This window comes from Pseudomonas sp. RW10S2, assembly GCF_014268985.1.
Taxonomy (GTDB): Bacteria; Pseudomonadota; Gammaproteobacteria; order Pseudomonadales; family Pseudomonadaceae; genus Aquipseudomonas; species Aquipseudomonas wayambapalatensis.
The window spans coordinates 1-22,526 of the sequence record NZ_JABWRO010000059.1; the positions used below are offsets into that span (position 1 = coordinate 1).

Genomic DNA, 22,526 nt, shown 5'->3' on the forward strand with positions numbered 1-22,526 from the left:
TTTTTCTTGCTTGGCTGTGTAGTGTCTGTACCGGCCCTATCGCGGGACAGACAATGAACATCCCCCAGACAGACACCGAGGTCCCCACCGTGCCCCCCGCAAACGCCCAGCAAGGCGCCGCCGGCGTAGCCAACGCCGTCGCCGAGAGCGTGCAGTACCAAGGTCGCAAGACCAGTCGCCAGGGCAGCGAGCAACGCCGCCAGCAGATTCTCGACGCCGCCATGCGCATCGTCGTGCGCGACGGTGTGCGCGGTGTGCGCCACCGTGCAGTGGCGGCAGAGGCCGAGGTGCCGCTGTCGGCCACCACCTATTACTTCAAGGATATCGAAGACCTGCTCACCGATACCTTCGCCCAGTACGTCGAGCGCAGCGCCGCCTACATGGCCAAGCTGTGGGCCAACACCGAGGTTGTGCTGCGCCAGCTGCTGGCCCAGGGCGACGGCAGCCCGCAGTCCCGTGCACGTCTTGCCGACGAAGTGGCGCGCATGACCGCCGACTACGTCACCCGCCAGCTGTGCAACCGGCGCGACTTCCTCATGGCCGAACAGGCCTTCCGCCAGGAGGCGCTGCTGTGCCCGCGCCTGGCCGAGCTGGTGCGGGCCCACGAGCAGATCCTGCTGCATGGCGCGCGGCAGATGCTTCAGGTGGTCGGCTCGCGCCAGCCCGAGCAGGACGCCCTGGTGTTGACGGCCATCATCGAGCAGATGGAATATCAAGGGCTGCTCAAAGAAGCGAATGCCCAGGCCGATGGGCAGATGCTCGCTATCCTTACCCGTTACCTGCACCTGGTGCTGGCCGCGGTCTAAGGCGCAGCCGACCTTTTCAAGGAGAACCTGATGAAAGCCTGGCGTGTGCTGTTGTTGACCTTGTCGTTCCTGCTGCTGGGCGGGTGTCTGGTGACCTTCGACGAACCGCTGGCCAGTAACGAACCAGCCCCCAAGGCCTTGCTGGGCCAATGGAGCAGCAAGGACGCCTGGGGCCAGCCACTGAAGCTGACCATCAGCCGCGTCGGCGGCAACACCTACAAGGCCGTGGCCCGCGCCCAGGGCAAGGCGCCCGAGGATTACACCTTCAGCGTTTCGCGCCATGGCAATCGCTGGTACCTGTCGGCAGGCGTGCCCAAGCGCCTGGGCGGCAAGTTCCTGATTGGCGGTTTCGAAGTCGTCGATGGCAAGCAGTTGGTGCTCTACAACCTCGATGTCGAGCAAGTCCAGCAGGCCGTGGACAACAAGGAATTGAGCGGTCGCAGTACCGAGGTGCCCGAAGACAATGGCCCGGGCGTACTGATCGACAGCCCCGCCGAGCGGGTGCTGGCCTATCTGGACGACCCCGCCAACTCCGACCTGTTCGTCGAGGTGGCGCGGTTCCAGCGGGCCGGCAAATAGCGGATACCGCGTACCTGTAGGAGCGGGCTTGCCCGCGAATAGGCCCTTGCAAGGAGTCTCCGTTGGACGAATACCAGCAAACCATCCGCACATTGTCCGACCGTATCGTCGCGGCCCAGACCCCGATCCGGGTGCTGGACGCGGTGAAATGGGACGACGGCATTCGCCAGGGTTTTCTCAAGGCCAAGGGCAAGGAGCCGCCAGCGGTAGACCATGCGTACTACCACAGCCGCCCTCTGTCGTTCGACTCCAGCGCGGTGAAGGCCGAGTTCCAGGCCATCGAGCGCGACATCATCCGCCAGCTCGGCCAGTTCAACCCGGTCGGGCAGATCATGAAGCGCATGTGCCGCGAGTACCGCATGGTGGTGCGCATGCTCGAGGCGCGCGGCACCGAGGATTTCGGGCTGATCTCCCAGGAGCTGTATGGCGCCGCCTCCGACGCCTTCCACGCCGGTGACCCGACCCTGGCCGACCTGGGGCTGATGCTCTCGGACTACCTGAACAACATCGATGGGCGTGGCGACCTGAAGGACGAGCCGAAAAACCTTACTGCCAAGGAAGCGGTGGAGATCCTCCAGCGCCGCCTGAACAAGGTCTTCGGCGAGGCGGAAGAAACCATCCGCGTGTTCGAGTCCGATGGCATCGTCGCCGATGCGGCGGCCGGTGCCGACTACATCAAGGTGCGTGCCGACGCCATGTTCAACAGCCGCGACGTCCGCGCGCTGGAGGTTCACGAAGGGCTGGTGCATGTGGGCACCACGCTCAATGGCCTCAACCAGCCGATCTGCACCTTCCTGGCCAAGGGCCCGCCCTCGTCGACCGTGACCCAGGAGGGCCTGGCCATCCTCATGGAGGTGATCGCCTTCGCCTCCTATCCCAGCCGCTTGCGCAAGCTGACCAACCGCACCCGCGCCATTCACATGGTGGAGCAGGGCGCGGACTTCCTGCAGGTATACGAGTTCTTCCGGGGCCAGGGTTTCGAAATGGCCGAAAGCTATGGCAATGCCAGCCGAGTATTCCGCGGCTCGGTGCCCAATGGTCTGCCGTTCACCAAGGACTTGTCCTACCTCAAAGGTTTCATCATGGTTTACAACTACATTCAGTTGGCCGTGAGGAAAGGCAAGCTGGAGCAGATTCCGCTGCTGTTCTGCGGCAAGACCACGCTGGAAGACATGCGCACCTTGCGCCAACTGGTCGAGGAGGGCCTGGTGGCGCCGCCGAAGTACTTGCCCGAACAGTTCCGTGACCTCAACGCGCTGTCGGCCTGGATGTGTTTCTCCAACTTCCTCAATCACCTGAGCCTGGATCGCATTGAAGCCGACTACGCGAACATTCTCTGAGCGCTGCCGCACCCTGTTGCTCGGGCTCGGGTTGTCTTGCCTGGCCGGTTGCAGCAGCCTGCTGTTCTATCCAGAGCCGGGCCAGCCGTTCACCCCCGAGCGCGCGCACCTGCAGTACCGCGATGTCACGCTGATCACCGAGGATGGCACCCGCCTGCATGGTTGGTGGCTGCCGGCCAAGGCGGGCGTCGAGGTCAAGGGCACGGTGCTGCATCTGCACGGTAATGGTGGCAACCTGGCCTGGCACCTGGGCGGCAGTTACTGGCTGCCCGAGCAGGGTTATCAGGTGCTGATGATCGACTACCGTGGCTATGGTTTGTCCCAGGGCACGCCGACGCTGCCGGCGGTGTACCAGGATATCGATGCTGCGCTGGGCTGGTTGGGCAAGGCGCCCGAAGTGCAGGGCAAGCCGCTGGTGCTGCTGGGCCAGAGCCTGGGCGGTGCGATGGCCATCCATTACCTGGCCGGCCATCCCGAGCAGCGCCAGCGTTTCAGTGCGCTGGTCTTCGATGGGGTGCCGGCGAGTTACCGCGACGTCGGGCGCTTCGCCCTGAGTACGTCGTGGATGACCTGGCCGCTTCAGGTGCCGCTGTCGTGGCTGGTGCCCGACGCTGACAGCGCGATCCACTCCATCGAACGCCTGGACAGCCCGCCCAAGCTGTTCTTCCACAGCATCGATGACAACCTGGTGCCCATGGCCAACGGTATCCGCCTGTACCAGCATGCCCCGCCGCCGCGCGTGTTGCAGTTGACCCGTGGCGACCATGTGCAGACCTTCGCCGACCCGACCTGGCGTCAGGTGATGCTGCGCTTCCTCGACGACCCCAGCCACTTCAACGGCCTGCGCCGATTGGCGGAGGTCCCGAACTACCCTGACGAGAAGAATGCGCAATGAGTGAAGAACGCAACGCCATCCCGCTGATCCTGACCGGTGTCGGCAGCATCATCGTGACGGTGGGTGCCTTGTGGTACTACGGCTACCTGCATTTCGCCAAGCCCGAGGATGCCCTGCTGCTGCAGGACTACACCATGCTCAAGACGATTCCGGGTGAGGACTACCGGGTTTCCCTCGATCCATCGCCGCAGGTGGCACAGTGCGTCGAGGGTGTGCTGGTGTTGTTCGACACTCAGCAGAAGGGCCTGACGGGCGTGCTGGTCGATAACCGCAAGCGGGCGATCCGCTGCATGGGCCAGGACACGCCGCAGCAGGTACAGTGAATCTGATCTTGCGCACATGAAAAACCCGCCATCAAGGCGGGTTTTTCATATCGCTCACAGCGCGTATCAGCGAATCGCAGCACGTGGCTGGACCGGTTGGTTATCGTTGGAGATGGTCACCTCCACACGACGGTTCTGCGCACGGCCCGAGGCGCTGGAGTTGTCCGCGACCGGATACTCCTTGCCATAACCCTGGGCGACTACGCGGGATGGGTCGATGCCGGCACGCACCAGCGCACGGCGTACGCTTTCGGCGCGACGCTCCGACAGGCCTTGGTTGTAGTTCGCCGAACCGACGCTGTCGGTGTAGCCCTCGACAATCACCTTGCGCTCAGGGTTTTCCTGAAGGAAGTTGGCCAGGGTGGTGATGTTCGGCAGGGCGCTGCTCTTGAGGTCGGCCTTGTTGAAGTCGAACAGCACATCGCCGAAGGTCACCAGCGTACCGCGGTCGGTTTGCTTGGCGTTGAGGCTGTCCTGCAGTTTCTTGATCTGCGCGTCGCGGGCCTCCAGCTTGGCCTGGGCGCGTTGCGCTGCAGCGTTTTTGATATCGGCTTCTGCGGTGCGCAGGGCGATGGTCTGCTTGGCGACTTCGACACGCTGGTTGGTCAGGTAGGCCAGTTGATCGACCTTCTTCTCATCTTCGCGATCCATGTAGGCCTTGTCGGCCTTGTTCAGCCAGTCCTGGGCGTCCTTGGTCTCGAGGGCTGCCAGCTTGCTCGACTGCGGATCGCTCTGCAGCGCCGAGAAGTTGGTGCGGGCCGATTCGAGGTTGGCGTTCGGGTCGTGCGAGCACGCAGCCAGACCGACGCTCAGGGCCAACAGGGCAGGGATCATTACGTAATTGCGCATAGTGTTCATCCTTTGATCGATAACGAAGGCAGGGGAATACCGGGCAGGCCTCACTGGGCGCTGCGCAGGCCTTCCTCACGTACGTCCTGAACGCCTTGGCGGGCATCCTGCACGGCTTTCTGGGCCTTGGCTGCCTGTGCCTTGCGCTCGGCGACGCGGGCGTCCCATTCGGCCTGTTCGGCCAGTCGCTTGGCTTCGTCGTACTTCTTGTCATGCATGGCGATTTCCGCCTGCTTGAACTTGTCTTGCGCCGCTTTCATCTCCACGGCGGCAAACTCGGTGCCGCCTGCGCTGACGGCAGAGTTCACGGCAGACTGGGTCACCGCGTACTGCTCGGTCGGCGGGTTGCCAGCACAGCCAGCCAGTACCAGGCTGCTGCCAAGCGCCAGCGCGGCCAGCTTGAGCCCGCGCAGAGAGTTGGACGGGAATTTTTCGGTGCGGGTCTTCATGGTGGTCAACTCCATTGGATCACTCCTGATAACGATGTCCGTAGCAGTCCATCGCTCCCTGACATACACATGTGCTCGAGTCCAAGGCCAAACACCATGCGTGCAGGGTTTTTGCGTGATGGCTATTGGCTCCGACTTGAGCGCTTTCAGAATAGTTCAGAAAAAGTTGCGTAGGCTTCGTAATTATTTCTGACTGGTCGGTCAGTGCTTTTCCTACGGAACTATTGCCGCGCGGGGCAGTATTCGTGGGCCTTCCGGCTCAGGCGTCGCGCTTGGGGAGTGGCTGGCTCAGGTCCTGTAGATGCCGCCGCGACAGGCTGAGGAAGCGTGGCGTGGGGCCGATATCTTCATACAGCGGATCACCTTCTTCATCGGTGGCGATCACCTGCTGGCCCTTCACGTAGGGGAAGCTGGCTTCGAGTTCTTCGAGCGCGGCGGCGACCAGCTCGCCGAGCAGTTCTTCGGTGGTGCGCTTGGGGTACATCTCGACCAACGCGGCCAGGCGCGCCTCGGATTCCAGGTCAAGGTGCAGGTGGTGCCCGGTGGGGCTGAGGGTGCCAGCGGCGTTCTGTTCCCAGTGTTGTGCGAGCTCGCGGATTTTCATGATGACCTCTGTAGAACCGTGACATGAGCTGTGAGGGCCGTCTCTTCACTTTAGTTGCATTGGCCGATCCCGGCTTGCCTTGCGGGGGCGCCTGTGGGCACTCTTGGAGCAATGACCTGGGCGGCAGCGCGGGTGGACCGCGCGATAAGGAGAGCCAATGACCGATATCGATGTGCGCTTGCGTGAGGATGTCCATCTGTTGGGTGAACTGCTGGGCGAGACCATCCGCCAGCAGCATGGCGAGGCATTCCTGCAGAAGATCGAGGATATTCGTCACAGCGCGAAGGCCGATCGCCGTGGCGCGGCCGAGCAGTTGAGCTCCACGCTTGGCGATCTTGCAGACGATGACCTGTTGCCGGTCGCCCGAGCCTTCAACCAGTTCCTCAACCTGGCCAACATTGCCGAGCAGTACCAGTTGATCCATCGCCGTGGCGCCGACCAGCCGGCACCATTCGAGGACCGCGCATTGCCCGAGTTGCTGGCGCGGCTCAAGCAGGCCGGGCACGCCGACGATGCCTTGGCCCGGCAACTGGCCAAGCTGGACATCCAGCTGGTACTCACCGCCCACCCCACCGAGGTGGCGCGGCGTACGCTGATCCAGAAGTACGACGCCATCGCCGCGCAGCTTGCCGCCCAGGACCATCGCGACCTCACGCCGGCCGAACGCCAGCAGGTGCGCGAACGCCTGCGTCGGTTGATCGCCGAAGCCTGGCACACCGAGGAGATTCGCCGCACCCGTCCAACGCCGGTCGATGAGGCCAAATGGGGCTTTGCGGTGATCGAGCATTCGCTGTGGCAGGCGATTCCCAGCCACTTGCGCAAGGTCGACAAGGCGTTGTTCGAGGCCACGGGCCTGCACCTGCCGCTGGAGGCGGCGCCAGTGCGTTTCGCCTCGTGGATGGGCGGCGACCGCGATGGCAACCCCAACGTCACCGCCTCGGTCACCCGCGAGGTGCTGTTGTTGGCACGCTGGATGGCGGCCGACCTGTTCCTGCGCGATATCGACTACCTCGCCGCCGAACTGTCCATGCAACAGGCCAGCGACGCCCTGCGCGCCAAGGTGGGTGACAGCGCCGAGCCCTACCGCGCCTTCCTCAAGCAACTGCGTGATCGTCTGCGTGCCACCCGGGCCTGGGCCCATGCCGCATTGGCCGGCCCGCAGCCTGCAAGTGCCGAAGTGCTTGTCGACAATCGCCAACTGATCGAGCCCTTGCAGCTGTGCTATCAGTCCCTGCATGCCTGTGGCATGGGGGTGATCGCCGATGGTCCGTTGCTCGACTGCCTGCGCCGGGCGGTGACCTTCGGCCTGTTCCTGGTGCGCCTGGACGTGCGTCAGGATGCGGCCCGGCACCGCGACGCGCTGTCGGAGATCACCGAGTACCTGGGGCTCGGGCGTTATGCCGAGTGGGATGAAGAACAACGTATCGCCTTCCTCCAGGCCGAGCTGAAAAACCGTCGGCCGCTGCTGCCCGCCCACTTCCAGCCCCAGGCCGAGACCGCCGAGGTGCTCGCCACCTGTCGCGAGATCGCGGCGGCGCCCGAGGCTTCTCTGGGCTCCTATGTCATCTCCATGGCGGGCGCCGCCTCCGATGTGCTGGCGGTGCAATTGCTGCTCAAGGAGGCCGGGCTGACTCGGCCGATGCGCGTGGTGCCGCTGTTCGAGACCCTTGCTGACCTGGACAACGCGGGCCCGGTGATGGCGCGCCTGCTCGGTTTGCCCGGCTATCGCGCCGGGCTGCACGGGCCGCAGGAAGTGATGATCGGTTACTCGGACTCGGCCAAGGATGCCGGTACCACGGCGGCAGCCTGGGCGCAGTACCGGGCGCAGGAAAACCTGGTACGCATCTGCCGTGAACACCAGGTCGAGCTGCTGCTGTTCCACGGCCGCGGTGGCACCGTCGGCCGTGGCGGTGGCCCGGCCCATGCGGCGATCCTTTCCCAGCCGCCAGGGTCGGTGGCGGGGCGTTTCCGCACGACCGAACAGGGCGAGATGATCCGCTTCAAGTTCGGCCTGCCGGGGATCGCCGAACAGAACCTCAATCTCTATCTGGCGGCGGTGCTCGAGGCGACCTTGCTGCCGCCGCCACCGCCCGAGCCTGCCTGGCGCGAACTGATGGACCAGCTCGCCGCCGATGGGGTGAAGGCTTATCGCGCGGTGGTTCGCGAGAACCCTGATTTCGTCGAGTACTTCCGTCAGTCCACCCCGGAGCAGGAACTTGGGCGCCTGCCGTTGGGCAGTCGGCCAGCCAAGCGCCGGGCGGGCGGCATCGAAAGCCTGCGGGCCATCCCGTGGATCTTCGGCTGGACCCAGACGCGCCTGATGCTCCCTGCCTGGCTGGGATGGGAAACCGCGCTGGGCAATGCCCTGGCGCGTGGCCAGGGTGAGCTGCTGGGGCAGATGCGTGAGCAATGGCCGTTCTTCCGCACTCGCATCGATATGCTGGAGATGGTGCTGGCCAAGGCCGATGCGGAAATTGCCAAGGCCTACGACGAACGTCTAGTGCAACCGGCGCTGCTGCCTTTGGGGGCACATCTGCGCGACCTATTGTCGCAGTCGTGCCAGGTGGTGTTGGGCCTGACCGGCCAGCCGGTGCTACTGGCGCACAGCCCGGAGACCCTGGAATTCATCAGCCTGCGCAACACCTATCTGGACCCGCTGCACCGCCTGCAGGCGGAACTGCTGGCGCGTTCGCGGGTGCGCGAAGCCGCTCTGGACAGCCCGCTGGAGCAGGCCCTGCTGGTGACCGTGGCCGGTATTGCCGCCGGTTTGCGCAACACCGGCTGAGGCCGTCGGGCAGCGCCGCACCGGGTTGTACGGTGGTGCAGCCGGGGGATGCATCGGGGTAGGTTGCGATGGGTGCAACCTGCTCGGCAGAAGGGCGCCAGATGGGCGTTCGTGCAATTTTGGAACGCTTGTCTGGCTGCCGGGCGCTGTGTATCTTGAGCAGCCTTTTGACCGATTTTCCGGTCTGATCCGATTTTCCGGACTTGGCCCTGAACGCCGAATCCATTGATTTGCAATAAAAAAATATGAGGAGCACAAGATGCGCGTAATTCTGCTGGGAGCTCCCGGGGCCGGTAAAGGTACTCAGGCAAAGTTCATCACCGAGAAGTTCGGTATTCCACAGATCTCCACCGGCGACATGCTGCGTGCCGCTGTCAAGGCCGGCACCCCGCTGGGGCTGGAACTGAAGAAAGTCATGGACGCCGGCCAGCTGGTTTCCGACGATCTGATCATCAGCCTGGTGAAGGAGCGCATCGCTCAGCCAGACTGCGCCAAGGGCTGCCTGTTCGACGGTTTCCCACGCACCATCCCGCAGGCCGAAGCCATGGTCGCTGCCGGTGTCGACATTGATGCCGTGGTCGAAATCGCCGTGGACGACGAAGAGATCGTCGGTCGCATGGCCGGTCGCCGCGTGCACCTGGCCTCGGGCCGCACCTACCACATCCAGTACAACCCGCCGAAAGTGGCAGGCAAGGACGATGTCACCGGCGAAGACCTGATCCAGCGCGACGACGACAAGGAAGAAACCGTGCGTCACCGCCTGTCGGTCTACCACAGCCAGACCAAGCCGCTGGTGGACTTCTACCAGAAGCTGTCGGCCGCCAACGCCGGCAAGCCCAAGTACGCCCACATCGAAGGCGTCGGCTCGGTCGAGTCGATCACCGCCAAGGTGCTGGCAGCCCTGAGCTGATCGCCCTCTGCGTTTTACAACGGCCCGCTTGCGGGCCGTTGTCGTTTATACTGCCGCTCTTTTCCCTTTCGCCTGGATACACGTTCGATGACCACCCTGCTGGCCCTGGATACCGCCACCGAAGCCTGTTCCGTCGCCCTGCTGCATGACGGCAAGGTGACCAGCCATTACGAGGTGATCCCGCGCCAGCACGCGCAGAAGCTGCTGCCGATGATCAAGCAGTTGCTCGCCGACTCCGGTGTCGCCCTGAGCGCAGTGGATGCCATCGCCTTTGGCCGTGGGCCTGGGGCCTTCACCGGTGTGCGCATCGCCATCGGTGTGGTCCAGGGGCTGGCATTCGCCCTCGAACGGCCGGTGCTGCCGGTGTCGAACCTCGCCGCCCTGGCCCAGGGGGCGCTGCGCCAGCATGGTGTGCAGCAGGTGGCCGCGGCCATCGATGCACGCATGGATGAAGTGTACTGGGGCTGCTACCAGGCGCACGATGGCGAAATGCGCCTGCTCGACCAGGAGCGGGTGATCGCCCCTGAGCGGGTCGTACTGCCCGAGGGTGGCCAGTGGTTCGGTGCGGGCACCGGCTGGGGCTATGGCGAGCGTCTGGGCGTTCAGGTCGAGCGCTGCGATGCCCAGGCCCTGCCGCATGCCCTGGATATCCTCAGCCTGGCCGGTCATGCCTGGGCGCGGGGCGAGGCGGTCGTCGCCGAACAGGCGCAACCGGTCTATCTGCGCGATAATGTCGCCACGCCCAAGGCGCGCTGAGTGCAGTTCGTCGGCTATTGCCGTTCGAGATAAAACCTTTTGCGCGATCTGTGGTCCAGTTATCACACGCGCATTGGTGATGGACGCCTGATGCTGCTAGATTGCCATCATTGCTCCCGAGTGCACCCCTCATGCGCATCGACGGTTTCTCCTCACAGTCCTACCCGGTCAAGCGCGCACCGCGCAAAGCATCGGTGCGCGACGAGAGCATCGACGATGCGCAGGTCATCGAGGACGTCGAAGACCACGAAGCCGAGCAGATCGCCCGCGCCAACCGCCGCAGCGCTGGCCTGCCAGCGCGCCAGCAGGACATGGTGTTCCCCCGCGCCCGCGACAGACGCACCGCCACCGCGTTGGCCAGCTACCTCAGCACCGCGGGTTTCACCGACTGGGAGATGGAAGTGCTGGGGTTGGACCTGTACATTTGATGGATGAATCCATCGCCTCTGCCTTATCACCTCGGTTGTCCGTCCTGGAGCGAGAACGCCTGGCGCGACTACCTCTATCCCGCCGACGCTCGCCCTGCTGAGTACCTTGGCCTGTACAGCCAGGTGTTCAATGCGGTCGAGGGCAACACCACCTTCTACGCCCGTCCTGCGCCTGCCACGGTGGAGCGCTGGGCCCAGGTCATGCCCCGGCAGTTTCGCTTCACTGCGAAGTTTCCCGGTGACGTCAGCCATGCTGGCGACCTGCGTGATCAGCTCGAATCCGCGCTGGACTTCACCCGCCTGCTGGCGCCGCTGGGCGAGCGAGTATCTCCCTATTGGCTGCAGCTACCGGCGCTGTTCGGCCCGGCGCGATTGGCGGAACTGAGTCACTTCCTCGACGAGATCGGTGTGCCGGTGGCCGTCGAGGTGCGCAACGATGCCTTCTTCGCCCGTGGCGATGAGGAGCGTCTGCTCAACCGGCTGTTGCATGAGCGCGGTGTGGAGCGAATCTGCCTGGATCCGCGGGCGCTGTTCAGTTGCACGTCGCGCGACCCAGCGGTGCTACACGCGCAGGCCAAGAAGCCCAAGGTGCCACCGCGTCCGGCCGCCTTCAGCCAGCACCCGCAGGTGCGCTTCATCGGTCATCCGGAGTTGGCCGCCAACGAAAGTTTTCTCACACCCTGGGTGGACAAGATTGCTGGCTGGATCGAAGAGGGGCGTTGCCCGTACATTTTCCTGCATACCTCCGACAACCGCCTGGCTGCTGCGCTGGCCCAGCATTTTCACCAACGCCTCATGGTGCGGTTGCCGGGCCTGGCGGCCTTGCCGGAATTGCCGCGCGCACCTGAGGTCGAACAGCTGGGACTACTCTGACCCCCAGACCCTGCCGGAGACCTGATCATGGATGTGCAAACCCTGCGAGCCGAAGCCTTCAAGAAGTTGCACGAGCGTGATGGCGCCTTCGTCATTCCCAACCCGTGGGATGCCGGGTCCGCCAAGCTGCTGGCGGCGCTGGGCTTCGAAGCTCTGGCCACTACCAGCGCAGGATTGGCCTTCAGTCTGGGCCGACCTGACGCCGAGGGTGCACTGAGCCTCGACGATACCCTGGCCAATGCCCAGGCCATCGTCGATGCCACACCCCTGCCGGTCGCCGCAGACTTGGAGAACGGTTTCGGCGACCTGCCCGAAGACTGCGCGCAGACCATCCTGCGCGCGGCCGAGGCTGGGTTGGTGGGCGGCTCGATCGAGGACGCCACCGGTCGCAGCGAAGCCCCCATCCACGATCTTGGCCTGGCCGTCGAGCGTGTCCGCGCCGCAGTTCAGGTGGCCCGCAGCCTGCCATTTCCTTTCACCCTGTGCGCCCGTGCGGAAAACCTCCTGCACGGGCGCCTGGACCTGGATGACACCATCAAACGCCTGCAGGCGTTCGCCGAGGCGGGCGCCGATGTGCTCTACGCCCCAGGCCTGCGCAGTGTCGACGAGATTCGTGCAGTGGTGCAGGCGGTGGCGCCCAAACCGGTCAATGTGCTGCTGGGCATGGCGGGTGTGCCGCTGTGCGTGAATCAGTTGCAGGACCTGGGGGTGCGCCGGATCAGCGTCGGCTCGTCGCTGGCGCGTGCGGCACTGGGCGCGTTCCAGCGTGCGGCGCTGGAGATTCGGGATCAGGGCACCTTCAGCTATGGCGAACAGGCGATGCCGTTCGCCCAGCTCAACGACCTGTTCCGACGCTGACCGGCCATGCGCTTGCTGGCGATGGTGCTGGGCGGGCTGATGGCCGCAGGTGCGCTTGCCTGGTATCTGGGCTGGCGTCCACCGGCGGCTTGGAATCCCTGGGCGGCGCTTGATGTGCGTCAGCCGCCGAACCTGCTGACGGCCTACAAGCTGTCACGTCTGCGTGACGACCCGGCTTTGTGTCGACAGGCACTGCAAACGTCTGCGCTGCGTTATCGAGAACAGGCCGACAGCCCGGAAACGGCGCGTTGCCCGTTACGCAATGTGTGGCGTATCGAAGGTGGCGAGGCGCGCCTGAGCAGCAGCTTTCTCGCCAGTTGTCCGCTGGCGGTGGCCTATGCGCTGTTCGAGACCCACGGCTTGCAGCCTGCGGCGCAACGTGTGTTCGGTCAGTCGGTGGCACAGGTGGATCACCTGGGCAGCTTTGCCTGTCGCAATATCTATCATCGCGAGCAGGGGCGGCTCAGCCAGCACGCCACGGCCAATGCCCTGGACATCAGTGGCTTTCGCTTGAAGGATGGCCAGCGCATCGTGCTGGCGCGAGACTGGCAGGCGGGGGGAGCGAAGGCGCACTTCCTGCGCGAAGTGCGCGATGCGGCCTGCGAGAGCTTCAGTACGGTGCTGGGGCCTGACTACAACGCTGCCCACGCGAATCACTTTCATCTGGACGCGGGGCTTTGGCAGGTCTGCCGCTGACTCAGGCGTGTACGCGCACGTTGTTCAGCACCACAGGGCGGGCCCAGTGGGTATCGAATTCCAGGTCGTTTTGCTGTTTGGCGAGGGTCGCGTCGTCGAAGGGTTCCGGAGCCGGTTCGAGCAGGTACTTCTCCAGTTCGGCGATCGGCAGGTGCAGCGGACGCGGCGAAGGCGCCGGGCCCGGCTCGGGCGAGGGATGGCCCTGGTTCATCACCAGCGGGCGCAGCCAGCTGCCATTGAGGTCGAGCTGGCGCTGCTGCTCGATCAGCTCGCTGGCGCTGAAGGGTTCGGGCGCCGGCTCCAGCAGGTTGGCTTCCAGTTCTGCCTTGGGCAGGAACAGCGGCTCGGGCGGACGCACCTCGGTATCCTGAACCGGCAGCGCGCGCTGAATCTCGATCAATGCCAGCGCCTTGGCGCCGCCCAGTGGCTCGCCGCTGTCCTTGTCGTACTGGCGGGTCAAGGCCTGGCTGAAGCTGTCCTGCTCTTCTGCGGACTGCTCGGCCATCGCGCGGGCGAAGAAGTCCTGCCACAGGTGGCTGACGCCGCCCAGTGCCTGGGTATTTTGGCGACCGTAGTTGCCGACTGGCGACAGGTAGGTCAAACCGATGGGAAGAGTATCTGACATGGCAGTCGCGCGCGTTGTGCTCTGGCAGAATAGCGGATAGAGCTTTTATCGGCCGTGGCCGGGGTTTCATTAATTTTTTCGAGTGCGGGATCGGATGGCAGAGCAAGAGCAGGGCACAGGTATCAGGGTCGAGGCGCTGTCGGCGCCGTTCCAGGCGCAGGCGCAGGATTGGGCGCAGCGTCTGGGCCTGCCGCAGGAGGATGACTCGGCGCAGTTCGCCGTGCAGATCGGCGCTGATGGTCTGCAGATCCAGCAATTGGGGCCGCAGGCCCCCGGTCCGGTGCGGGTGGATTTCGTCGAAGGGCAGGCGGCGCATCGACGCCTGTTCGGCGGCGGCAATGGGCAGATGATCGCAAAGGCGGTCGGTATCGCCCAAGGCGTTCGGCCTCAGGTGCTGGATGCCACCGCGGGGTTGGGCAAGGATGCTTTCGTGCTGGCGAGCCTGGGCTGCCAGATGACCCTGATCGAACGCCAGCCGCTGATTGCTGCGTTGCTCGAGGATGGCCTGGCGCGTGGGCGCCTGGATGCTGAAGTGGCGCCGATCGTCGAGCGCATGCGCTTGCTGACGGGCAATGCCATCGAGCGCATGCGCGATTGGCAGGGCGAGGCGCCGCAGGTGATCTACCTCGACCCGATGTTCCCGCACCGTGACAAGAGCGCACTGGTGAAGAAGGAAATGCGCGTGTTCCGCCCGCTGGTGGGCGACGATCTGGATGCTCCGGCATTGCTGGAGGCCGCGCTGGCGCTGGCCAGCCACCGGGTCGTGGTCAAGCGCCCACGCAAGGCACCGATCATCGACGGGCCAAAGCCGAGCCATAGCCTGGAGGGCAAGTCCAGTCGCTACGATATCTACCCGAAGAAGGCGTTGAAGGCTTAGGGTAAGCGGGCGCCGAATCGCCGCGAACACCGGCAAAGCCGGTGCCATGCATCGCGGTGTACTTTTCGCGGGCAAGCCCGCTCCTACAGGTGGCTGCTATACGCCCGCATGAACACCCCGACCACCTCGCGCACATGCTGCTCGGCTTCCTCTCCGGCCAGCGGCGGTGCGCAACCGAGCAACTGCCGGTAATCGGCGGCGCCCTTGATCAGGCAGAAGAAATGCTCGGCCGCGCGCAACGGATTCTCCATCCGCAGCAACCCGCGTGCATCGACGCAGCGCAGCAGCGCCTCCATTTCGGCCAGCACCCGCTTGGGCCCCACCTCGTAGAAGAACTGCCCAAGCCCCGGGTCCTGGCTCCCCAAAGCCATGATCAGGCGCGTCAGCTTGACCGACTCGTCGCTGCTGATCAGCGCCTGGAAGCCCCGGGCAATTTTGAGCAGCACGTCTTCGATCGGCACGCCCTCGGGCAGCTCGAAGATCAGGTCGGGCAGTTGCGTCTGGCAGGTGGCCATGACCGCCGAGCCGAACAGGGTCTGCTTGTCGTTGAAGTGGCTGTAGACCGTGAGTTTTGAAACACCTGCCGCCGCAGCGACCGCATCCATGCTGGTGTTGGCGTAGCCAAGGCTGAGGAACAGCGACTTGGCGGCTTCGAGGATGGCCTCGCGCTTGGCGAGATCCTTGGGCCGGCCAGGGCCTGTGGGTGCGTCGATGGGCATTGGAGTCCGTGTCTGTCTGATGAAGCGCTCATATTACCGAGTCGCGCGGCTCGCGGCTGCTACGCACGTCGCGGGATAAATACATTTTTTCTGTCTGGCACCCGCTTCCCGGCGTCGGTTCCCTGACTTAATATACCCGCCAGTATAATTATTCGATGCGTCCTCTGCGAAAGGTTATTCATCATGTTGCGTCGTGCGTCGCCCCTCGTCCTGCCCCTTGCCTGCGTCTTGCTGCTCACTGCCTGTGGCCAGGAGGCCGCGGCACCTGCGGCCCCGCGTCCGGCACTGGTGATCCAGCCCCAGCCCACCGGCGCTTCGGCCAACAGCTATCCGGGCGAAGTACGCGCCAGGTTCGAGCCGGAGCTGGCGTTTCGTATCGGCGGCAAGGTCAGCAAGCGCCTGGTCGAGGAAGGGCAGCGGGTCAAGGCCGACCAGCCACTGGCCGAGCTCGATCCGCAGGACGTGCGCCTGCAGTTGGAGGCCAACCGCGCGCAGATGGCCGCCGCCGAGGCGAACCTGTCGCTGGTGCGTGCCGAACGCGACCGTTACCAGAAGCTGCTTGACCGCCAGATGGTCAGCCATTCCCAGTTCGACAATGCCGAGAACCTCTACCGTGCGGGTCTTGCCCGCCTCAAGCAGGCCAAGGCGCAATTCGACGTGGCCGGCAACCAGGCGGAATACGCTGTGCTGCGGGCGCCGCAGAACGGTGTGATCGCCAAGCGCCAGGTCGAAGTGGGCCAGGTGGTTGCGGCTGGGCAGACAGTATTCACCCTGGCAGCCGATGGCGAACGTGAGGTGGCCATCGGCCTGCCCGAGCAACAGTTTGCCCGCTTCACGGTGGGGCAGGCGGTAACTGTCGAACTCTGGTCGCACCCCGAGCAGCGCTTCGAGGGGCGTATCCGCGAGCTGTCGCCGGCCGCCGATCCACGCTCGCGCACCTTCGCTGCGCGAATTGCCTTCACATCGACGCAAGCCCCGGCAGAGCTGGGCCAGAGCGCCAGGGTGTACATCGCCCATGCCGAACGCTCGCCGCTGTCGGTGCCGCTGTCGGCGGTGACGGCCGAGCAGGGCCAGGCCTATGTCTGGCGAGTGGGCAAGGACAATCGGCTGGAGCGTGCGCCTGTTCGTCTCGGCCCATACGGTGCCGACAGCGTGCCGGTGCTCGAAGGGCTGGGCGTCAACGACTGGGTGGTCGCCGCAGGTGGCCACGTGCTGCGCGAAGGCCAGGAGGTACGGCCGGTCGATCGCAGCAACCGTGTGGTGAACCTGGCGAGCAAGGAGTAAGTCCCGATGGGGTTCAACCTTTCCGCCTGGGCGCTGCGCAATCGCCAGATCGTACTGTTCCTGATGATCCTGTTGGCGGCCATTGGCGCTATGTCCTACACCAAGCTGGGACAGAGTGAAGATCCACCCTTTACCTTCAAGGCCATGGTCGTGCGTACGTTGTGGCCTGGTGCCACCGCTGAAGAGGTGTCGCGACAGGTCACCGAGCGCATCGAAAAGAAGCTGATGGAGACCGGCGAGTACGACAAGATCGTCTCGTTCTCCCGTCCGGGGGAGTCCCAGGTCACGTTCATGGCTCGCGACTCGATGCATTCGGACGAAATTCCCGAACTGTGGTACCAGATCCGCAAGAAGGTCGCGGATATTCGTCACACCTTGCCGCCTGAGGTGCAGGGGCCGTTCTTCAACGATGAGTTCGGCACCACGTTCGGCAATATCTACGCCCTGAGCGGGGCAGGCTTCGACTATGCAGTGCTCAAGGATTATGCCGACCGCATCCAGATCCAGCTGCAGCGGGTCAAGGATGTGGGCAAGGTCGAGCTGATCGGCTTGCAGGACGAGAAGATCTGGATCGAGCTGTCCAACACCAAGCTGGCGACCCTGGGGGTGCCGCTGGCCGCGGTGCAGCAGGCGTTGCGCGAGCAGAATGCGGTGAGCACCGCAGGCTTCTTCGAAACGCCCAGCGAGCGCCTGCAACTGCGGGTCAGCGGGCGCTTCGACAGCGTCGAGCAGATTCGCCAGTTCCCTATCCGCGTAGGCGATCGTACCTTCCGCATCGGCGATGTTGCCGAGGTCTATCGCGGCTTCAACGACCCACCTGCGCCGCGCATGCGCTTCATGGGCGAGGATGCCATCGGCCTTGCTGTGTCGATGAAGGACGGCGGTGACATCCTGGTACTGGGCAAAGCGCTGGAAGCCGAGTTCGCCCGGCTCGCGCACGACCTGCCGGCGGGCATGGAGCTGCGCAAGGTGTCCGACCAGCCGGCAGCGGTCAAGGCCGGGGTCGGCGAGTTCATCCAGGTGCTGGTCGAGGCACTGGTCATCGTGTTGCTGGTGAGCTTCTTCTCGCTGGGGGTGCGCACGGGGCTGGTGGTGGCCCTGGCGATCCCGCTGGTGCTGGCCATGACCTTCGCTGCCATGCACTACTTCGGCATCGGCCTGCACAAGATTTCGCTGGGGGCGCTGGTACTGGCCCTGGGGCTGCTGGTGGACGATGCGATCATTGCCGTGGAGATGATGGCGATCAAGATGGAGCAGGGCTACGACCGGCTCAAGGCGGCAAGCTATGCCTGGTCGAGTACCGCCTTCCCGATGCTGACCGGAACGCTGATCACCGCCGCAGGCTTTCTGCCGATCGCCACGGCCGCGTCGAGCACCGGCGAATACACCCGTTCGATCTTCCAGGTGGTGACCATCGCGTTGCTGACCTCGTGGGTCGCGGCGGTATTGTTCGTCCCCTATCTGGGCGACCGCCTGCTGCCGGACCTGGCCAAGCGCCATGCGGCGCGTCACGGCAATGGCGAGCATACGCCCGACCCTTATGCCACGCCGTTCTACCAACGTGTGCGCAAGGTGGTGGAGTGGTGCGTGCGTCGTCGCAAGACGGTGATCGTGCTGACCATTGCCGCCTTCGTCGGCAGCATCGTGCTGTTCCGCTTCGTGCCCCAGCAGTTCTTCCCGGCATCGGCGCGGCCTGAGCTGATGATCGACCTGAAGCTGGCCGAAGGTGCTTCGCTGGCAAACACCGCCGAGCAGGTCAAGCGCCTGGAGGCGCTGCTCAAGCAGCAGGATGGTATCGAGAACTACGTGGCCTACGTCGGCACCGGTTCACCGCGTTATTACCTGCCGCTGGACCAGCAACTGCCGGCAGCGAGCTTCGCCCAGTTCGTGGTGCTGGCCAAGTCGCTCAAGGACCGCGAAGCCCTGCGCAGCTGGGCCATTACCACCCTTGACCAGGAATTCCCGCAATTGCGCTCGCGGGTCACGCGCCTTGAGAACGGCCCGCCCGTGGGTTACCCGGTGCAGTTCCGGGTCACCGGCGAACACATCGAGAAAGTGCGCGCCCTGGCCCGAGAGGTGGCGGTCAAGGTGCGCGAGAACCCGCACGTGGTCAACGTGCACCTGGACTGGGAGGAACCGAGCAAGGCGGTGTTCCTGGCAATCGACCAGGACCGCGCCCGCGCGCTCGGCGTGAGTACCGCGCAGCTGTCGAGCTTCCTGCAAAGCTCGTTGACGGGCACCACGGTCAGCCAGTACCGCGAGGACAACGAACTGATCGAAATTCTCTTGCGCGGCACTCGCGAGGAGCGCAGCGACATTGGGGGCCTGGGCAGTCTGGCGCTGCCGACCGACAACGGCCAGAGCGTGGCGTTGTCACAGGTGGCGACGCTGGAGTACGGCTTCGAGGAGGGTGTCATCTGGCACCGCAATCGCCTGCCGACGGTGACCGTGCGTGCCGACATCTACGACAAGGAACAGCCGGACAGCCTGGTCAGGCAGATCCTGCCGACCCTGCAGCAGGTGCGCGAGCAATTGCCCGACGGTTACCTGCTAGAGGTCGGCGGCACGGTGGAGGATGCTCAGCGCGGCCAGCGCTCGGTGAACGCCGGCATGCCGTTGTTCATCGTGGTGGTGCTGAGCCTGCTGATGATCCAGCTGCGCAGTTTCTCGCGCACGGTGATGGTGTTCCTCACCGCACCGTTGGGGCTGATTGGTGTGACCTTGTTCCTGCTGGTGTTCCGCCAGCCGTTCGGCTTCGTGGCGATGCTCGGCACCATCGCGCTGGCAGGGATGATCATGCGTAACTCGGTGATCCTGGTGGACCAGATCGAGCAGGACATCGCCGCTGGGCTGGACCGCTGGCAGGCGATCATCGAGGCCACGGTGCGGCGCTTCCGGCCCATCGTGCTGACGGCATTGGCCGCGGTGCTGGCGATGATTCCACTGTCGCGCAGCGTGTTCTACGGGCCGATGGCAGTGGCGATCATGGGCGGCTTGATCGTGGCGACGGCCTTGACGCTGCTGTTCCTGCCGGCGCTGTATGCAGCCTGGTTCAGGGTGAAGAAGAGCGCCTGAGGTCGACCGTCAGACCGCCGCGATTTCCTCGGCGGTCAGGGCCCTGAACGCGCCTGGCGTCAGGGCCGGGTCCAGGCTGATGGGCCCCATGCTTTCGCGGTGCAGGCCGATCACCTTGTTGTCGAAGTGGCCGAACATGCGCTTGACCTGGTGATAGCGCCCTTCGACGATCGCCAGTCGCGCGCTGCGCGGGCCAAGAATGTCGAGTTGGGCGGGCAGGGTGGTGAGGTCTTCGAAGGCGAAGTAGAAGCCTTCGCGGAACTTTTCGATGTAGTGCGCGCCGATTTCGTCCTCGGTCTCGACCTGATAGACCTTCGCCTGCTTGGTGCGCGGTTGGGTCAGGCGGCGTGACCATTGGCCGTCATTGGTCAGGATCATCAGCCCGGTGGTGTTGTAGTCCAGGCGCCCGGCGATGTGCAGGTCGTCACGCAGGTCGGCCGGCAGCAGGTCGAGTACGGTGGGGTGCTGCGGGTCGCGGGTGGCGCTGACGCACCCCGCGGGCTTGTACAACATCAGGTAGCGTGCCGGGCGCCCGGCCTGCAGCAACTGCTCATCGACCTCGACCCGGCTGAATTCACGCACCTCGTGTCGCGGATCTATCACCGGCTGTGCGTCGACCCGCACACGGCGCTGCACCAGCAGCAAGCGCACCTGCTGGCGGTTGTACTGGGGGAAGTTGGCGAGAAATCGATCGAGGCGCATCGTAGCAATCTTAAAGAGGCTGCCGCTGGTCGGCTGCCTTGAGCTGTTCGTCGACTGCTGCGCAGCGAGGGCACAGGCAGGCCTTGTTGCGCAGTTCGTCGGGAAGCGCTTCGAGCAAAGCGGCATCGATGCTGACGCTGAAACACCAGCAGGCCTGGGTGGCACTGCGCGGGTCGGCCAGGGCGCACTGGTTGGCGGCGCCGCAGGCGGGGCAGCGCTGGCTGTCGTTCATGGTGGCTTCCGGGTTCGCGATATGTCTGCACCGAGGCGCGCAGTATATCCGTTGGAGGCTTTTGTCGCGCCTCTGTCTATTTGTATTTCCGGATCGTTCTGTCTGTTTCAATTTGTTGCGCAAATGGCACCGGACCTTGGGCGCACTGTCTTACTCAGTGTCGATCAACGTGTTGCGATCGACGTCCGCCAGCGCCGCTGTGCCGGGCAATCCAGCGGTCCAGGAGGCCGCCATGTACCCGCGAATCCTGTTGGTCGTTCTGCTTGGCCTGATGACCAGTGCCTGTGCCCCTTACTACGGGGACGGGGGCTATTACCGCAGCGAGTACTACACCGCTGACCGCTACGCCTACCCGGGTTACTACTACCGTCAGGACCGTTACTACGTCGCGCCGCAGCCTCGGTATTACTACCAGACGGCACCGCGTTACTACCGTCCGGCGCCGGCACCTTACTACCGGCCCTACACGCCACCGGTGGTGAACCAGTGGCATGGCAATCCGCGTCATGACTACGGCAACCGCCAGCGCTACGACTACGGGCGTGACCGCGATCGCCAGGACTACCGTGGCGGCGGGCGGGATGATCGCTGGCATTCCAATGGGCAAGGCGATCGGGGGCGTGGGGATCGCAACTGGCAGCGATAGGGTCAGCCCAGATCCGCCAGCGGGTGTCGCCCCTCCCAGACTTTGACGAAGTGCGCTTCGACCACCGCTGCTGGCACCTTGCCGATATCCGGCCAGTGCCAGTGCGGTTGGTTGTCTTTATCCAGCAAGCGAGCACGCACGCCTTCACTGAACTCCGGATGCCGACAGCAGTTCAGGCTCATGGCGTATTCCATCTGGAACACCTGGGCCAGCGACAGGTGACGGGCGCGGTGAAGCTGTTCCCAGACCAGATGACCGGTAAGCGGGCAGCCTTCATGCAAGCGCTCGCCCGCCTTGGCCAGCAGTGGATCGGTGTGGTGTCTCAAGCCGCACACGGCCCGCCAGGCGGCTACCGGGTCAGCGACATCGAGCAATGCGTCGATCACGGCGCGGCGAGGCAGCCACTGCGCTTCGGGAAGCTCGGCCCAGGCGCGATGCTGCTCGGCCTTGAGCAGGCTGTTCAGTTGCAAGGCGGTCTGTTCCTGCCAGTTCAGTTGCAGCAGTTCTTCGATCAGCGAAGCCTGCTGCTGCTCGCCGAGGAAACGGTCGGCCAGCCCCAGATCAAGGGCGTCACGGGCATTGATCGGCGCGCCGGTCAGCCCCAGGAACAGCCCAAGCTTGCCCGGCAGGCGGCTGAGGAACCAACTGGCGCCGACATCCGGATACAGGCCAATGCTCACTTCCGGCATCGCCAGCCGGCTGCTGGGGGTGACGATACGCACATTGGCGCCCTGCAGCAGGCCCATGCCGCCGCCCAGCACATGACCGTGGCCCCAGCACAATAGCGGCTTGGGGTAGGTGTGCAGCAGATAGTCGAGGCGATATTCGGCGGCGAAGAAGGTTGCTGCCAGCGGTGGCACGCTGCCGGGATGCTCGCGACAGGCCTGCACCAGCGCGCGCACATCGCCGCCTGCGCAGAAGGCCTTTTCGCCGTTGCCGCGCAGCAGCACGCAGACGACGCCCGGATCGCGCGCCCACTCGCGCAGGTGCGAATCGAGCATCTCGATCATCGGCAGGGTCAGGGCGTTCAGGGTCTTGGCGGCATCCAGGGTGGCGATGCCGATACGGGCGCCATCGGCGCCGGTGAGTACCTCGCAATGAATGGACATGGACAACCTCGCGCAAGTCGTCGCACAAGTATGGCTTGCCTGACCGATCGTGCCTGTCACCGGTCGGAGCGATTGACAAGCGGGGGCGGCTTTCCTAGTGTCGCGC

The 22,526-nt window shown here is 64.6% G+C and carries 24 protein-coding genes; 16 read left to right on the plus strand and 8 right to left on the minus strand.

Going from position 1 to position 22,526, the window contains the following annotated elements:
• Positions 1-53: 53 nt before the first annotated feature.
• The 5 genes from HU729_RS14205 (at position 54) to HU729_RS14225 (ending at position 3,943) form a co-directional block, all read left to right on the plus strand.
• Entirely contained in the window at positions 54-806 is a 753-nt protein-coding gene (locus HU729_RS14205) for a TetR family transcriptional regulator (protein WP_186710640.1), read from the plus strand.
• A gap of 30 nt (positions 807-836) precedes the next feature.
• Entirely contained in the window at positions 837-1,385 is a 549-nt protein-coding gene (locus HU729_RS14210) for a hypothetical protein (RefSeq protein ID WP_186668666.1), read from the plus strand.
• A gap of 62 nt (positions 1,386-1,447) precedes the next feature.
• Positions 1,448-2,725 (plus strand): flavohemoglobin expression-modulating QEGLA motif protein, encoded by a 1,278-nt coding sequence (locus tag HU729_RS14215; protein WP_186668664.1) that lies wholly within the window; start codon positions 1,448-1,450, stop codon positions 2,723-2,725.
• On the plus strand, positions 2,697-3,620 hold the full coding sequence (locus HU729_RS14220; protein ID WP_186710642.1) for an alpha/beta hydrolase: 924 nt from the start codon (positions 2,697-2,699) through the stop codon (positions 3,618-3,620). The genes HU729_RS14215 and HU729_RS14220 overlap by 29 nt, the downstream gene beginning before the upstream one ends.
• A complete protein-coding gene (locus HU729_RS14225) occupies positions 3,617-3,943 on the plus strand; it encodes a hypothetical protein (RefSeq protein WP_063543336.1) in 327 nt (108 codons plus the stop codon). The genes HU729_RS14220 and HU729_RS14225 overlap by 4 nt, the downstream gene beginning before the upstream one ends.
• A 66-nt stretch (positions 3,944-4,009) precedes the next feature.
• Here HU729_RS14225 and HU729_RS14230 read toward each other — a convergent pair whose 3' ends face one another.
• From HU729_RS14230 to HU729_RS14240, 3 genes are all read right to left on the minus strand, one after another.
• Entirely contained in the window at positions 4,010-4,792 is a 783-nt protein-coding gene (locus HU729_RS14230; RefSeq protein WP_186668660.1) for an OmpA family protein, read from the minus strand.
• Between the two features lie 50 nt (positions 4,793-4,842).
• Positions 4,843-5,256, minus strand: a complete 414-nt coding sequence (locus HU729_RS14235) for a DUF4398 domain-containing protein (RefSeq protein ID WP_054895063.1) — start codon at positions 5,254-5,256, stop codon at positions 4,843-4,845.
• A gap of 244 nt (positions 5,257-5,500) precedes the next feature.
• The gene (locus tag HU729_RS14240) at positions 5,501-5,845 is read right to left on the minus strand and encodes a pilin assembly protein (RefSeq protein ID WP_186710644.1); all 345 of its coding nucleotides are present in this window, start codon (positions 5,843-5,845) and stop codon (positions 5,501-5,503) included.
• A 157-nt stretch (positions 5,846-6,002) separates the two neighbouring features.
• On the opposite strand from HU729_RS14240, the gene ppc reads away from it, so the two are divergent.
• The 7 genes from ppc to HU729_RS14275 all read left to right on the plus strand — a co-directional run bounded on the left by ppc (position 6,003) and on the right by HU729_RS14275 (position 13,151).
• Positions 6,003-8,630 (plus strand): phosphoenolpyruvate carboxylase, encoded by a 2,628-nt coding sequence (gene ppc, locus HU729_RS14245; protein WP_186710646.1) that lies wholly within the window; start codon positions 6,003-6,005, stop codon positions 8,628-8,630.
• 259 nt (positions 8,631-8,889) lie between these two features.
• Positions 8,890-9,540: an adenylate kinase gene (gene adk / locus HU729_RS14250; RefSeq protein WP_153773975.1), complete on the plus strand. Its 651-nt coding sequence runs from the start codon at positions 8,890-8,892 to the stop codon at positions 9,538-9,540.
• 87 nt (positions 9,541-9,627) lie between these two features.
• Positions 9,628-10,296: a tRNA (adenosine(37)-N6)-threonylcarbamoyltransferase complex dimerization subunit type 1 TsaB gene (gene tsaB, locus HU729_RS14255; protein ID WP_186710648.1), complete on the plus strand. Its 669-nt coding sequence runs from the start codon at positions 9,628-9,630 to the stop codon at positions 10,294-10,296.
• 131 nt (positions 10,297-10,427) lie between these two features.
• The gene (locus HU729_RS14260) at positions 10,428-10,724 is read left to right on the plus strand and encodes a hypothetical protein (RefSeq protein WP_186668644.1); all 297 of its coding nucleotides are present in this window, start codon (positions 10,428-10,430) and stop codon (positions 10,722-10,724) included.
• A gap of 3 nt (positions 10,725-10,727) precedes the next feature.
• The gene (locus HU729_RS14265; RefSeq protein WP_186668642.1) at positions 10,728-11,597 is read left to right on the plus strand and encodes a DUF72 domain-containing protein; all 870 of its coding nucleotides are present in this window, start codon (positions 10,728-10,730) and stop codon (positions 11,595-11,597) included.
• Between the two features lie 27 nt (positions 11,598-11,624).
• A complete protein-coding gene (locus tag HU729_RS14270) occupies positions 11,625-12,455 on the plus strand; it encodes an isocitrate lyase/phosphoenolpyruvate mutase family protein (RefSeq protein WP_186710650.1) in 831 nt (276 codons plus the stop codon).
• Positions 12,456-12,461: 6 nt separating this feature from the next.
• The gene (locus HU729_RS14275) at positions 12,462-13,151 is read left to right on the plus strand and encodes an extensin family protein (protein WP_186710652.1); all 690 of its coding nucleotides are present in this window, start codon (positions 12,462-12,464) and stop codon (positions 13,149-13,151) included.
• Position 13,152: 1 nt separating this feature from the next.
• Here HU729_RS14275 and HU729_RS14280 read toward each other — a convergent pair whose 3' ends face one another.
• Positions 13,153-13,776 (minus strand): energy transducer TonB, encoded by a 624-nt coding sequence (locus HU729_RS14280; protein WP_186668636.1) that lies wholly within the window; start codon positions 13,774-13,776, stop codon positions 13,153-13,155.
• A gap of 94 nt (positions 13,777-13,870) precedes the next feature.
• Here HU729_RS14280 and HU729_RS14285 point away from each other — a divergent pair, with 94 nt between their 5' ends.
• Positions 13,871-14,653 (plus strand): class I SAM-dependent methyltransferase, encoded by a 783-nt coding sequence (locus HU729_RS14285; protein WP_186710653.1) that lies wholly within the window; start codon positions 13,871-13,873, stop codon positions 14,651-14,653.
• 83 nt (positions 14,654-14,736) lie between these two features.
• Here HU729_RS14285 and HU729_RS14290 read toward each other — a convergent pair whose 3' ends face one another.
• A complete protein-coding gene (locus tag HU729_RS14290) occupies positions 14,737-15,372 on the minus strand; it encodes a TetR/AcrR family transcriptional regulator (RefSeq protein ID WP_186710654.1) in 636 nt (211 codons plus the stop codon).
• Between the two features lie 183 nt (positions 15,373-15,555).
• On the opposite strand from HU729_RS14290, the gene HU729_RS14295 reads away from it, so the two are divergent.
• Together HU729_RS14295 and HU729_RS14300 are read left to right on the plus strand one after the other, a co-directional pair.
• Positions 15,556-16,656 carry an efflux RND transporter periplasmic adaptor subunit gene (locus tag HU729_RS14295; protein ID WP_186668630.1) on the plus strand — a complete coding sequence of 367 codons (1,101 nt, stop codon included), beginning with the start codon at positions 15,556-15,558 and terminating at the stop codon, positions 16,654-16,656.
• Between the two features lie 6 nt (positions 16,657-16,662).
• Positions 16,663-19,731, plus strand: a complete 3,069-nt coding sequence (locus HU729_RS14300; protein ID WP_186710655.1) for an efflux RND transporter permease subunit — start codon at positions 16,663-16,665, stop codon at positions 19,729-19,731.
• Between the two features lie 9 nt (positions 19,732-19,740).
• On the opposite strand, the gene HU729_RS14305 is transcribed toward HU729_RS14300, so the two are convergent.
• Both HU729_RS14305 and HU729_RS14310 read right to left on the minus strand, forming a co-directional pair.
• Complete coding sequence (locus HU729_RS14305) at positions 19,741-20,433, minus strand: pseudouridine synthase (RefSeq protein ID WP_186710656.1); 693 nt, start codon at positions 20,431-20,433, stop codon at positions 19,741-19,743.
• A gap of 10 nt (positions 20,434-20,443) precedes the next feature.
• Positions 20,444-20,665, minus strand: coding sequence for a cysteine-rich CWC family protein (locus tag HU729_RS14310; protein ID WP_186668625.1), 222 nt, complete (start codon positions 20,663-20,665; stop codon positions 20,444-20,446).
• A 232-nt stretch (positions 20,666-20,897) separates the two neighbouring features.
• On the opposite strand from HU729_RS14310, the gene HU729_RS14315 reads away from it, so the two are divergent.
• Positions 20,898-21,311, plus strand: coding sequence for a hypothetical protein (locus HU729_RS14315; RefSeq protein WP_186710657.1), 414 nt, complete (start codon positions 20,898-20,900; stop codon positions 21,309-21,311).
• Between the two features lie 2 nt (positions 21,312-21,313).
• Here the strand turns inward: HU729_RS14315 and HU729_RS14320 are convergent, their stop codons facing one another.
• On the minus strand, positions 21,314-22,420 hold the full coding sequence (locus HU729_RS14320; RefSeq protein ID WP_186710659.1) for an enoyl-CoA hydratase/isomerase family protein: 1,107 nt from the start codon (positions 22,418-22,420) through the stop codon (positions 21,314-21,316).
• Positions 22,421-22,526 lie beyond the last annotated feature (106 nt).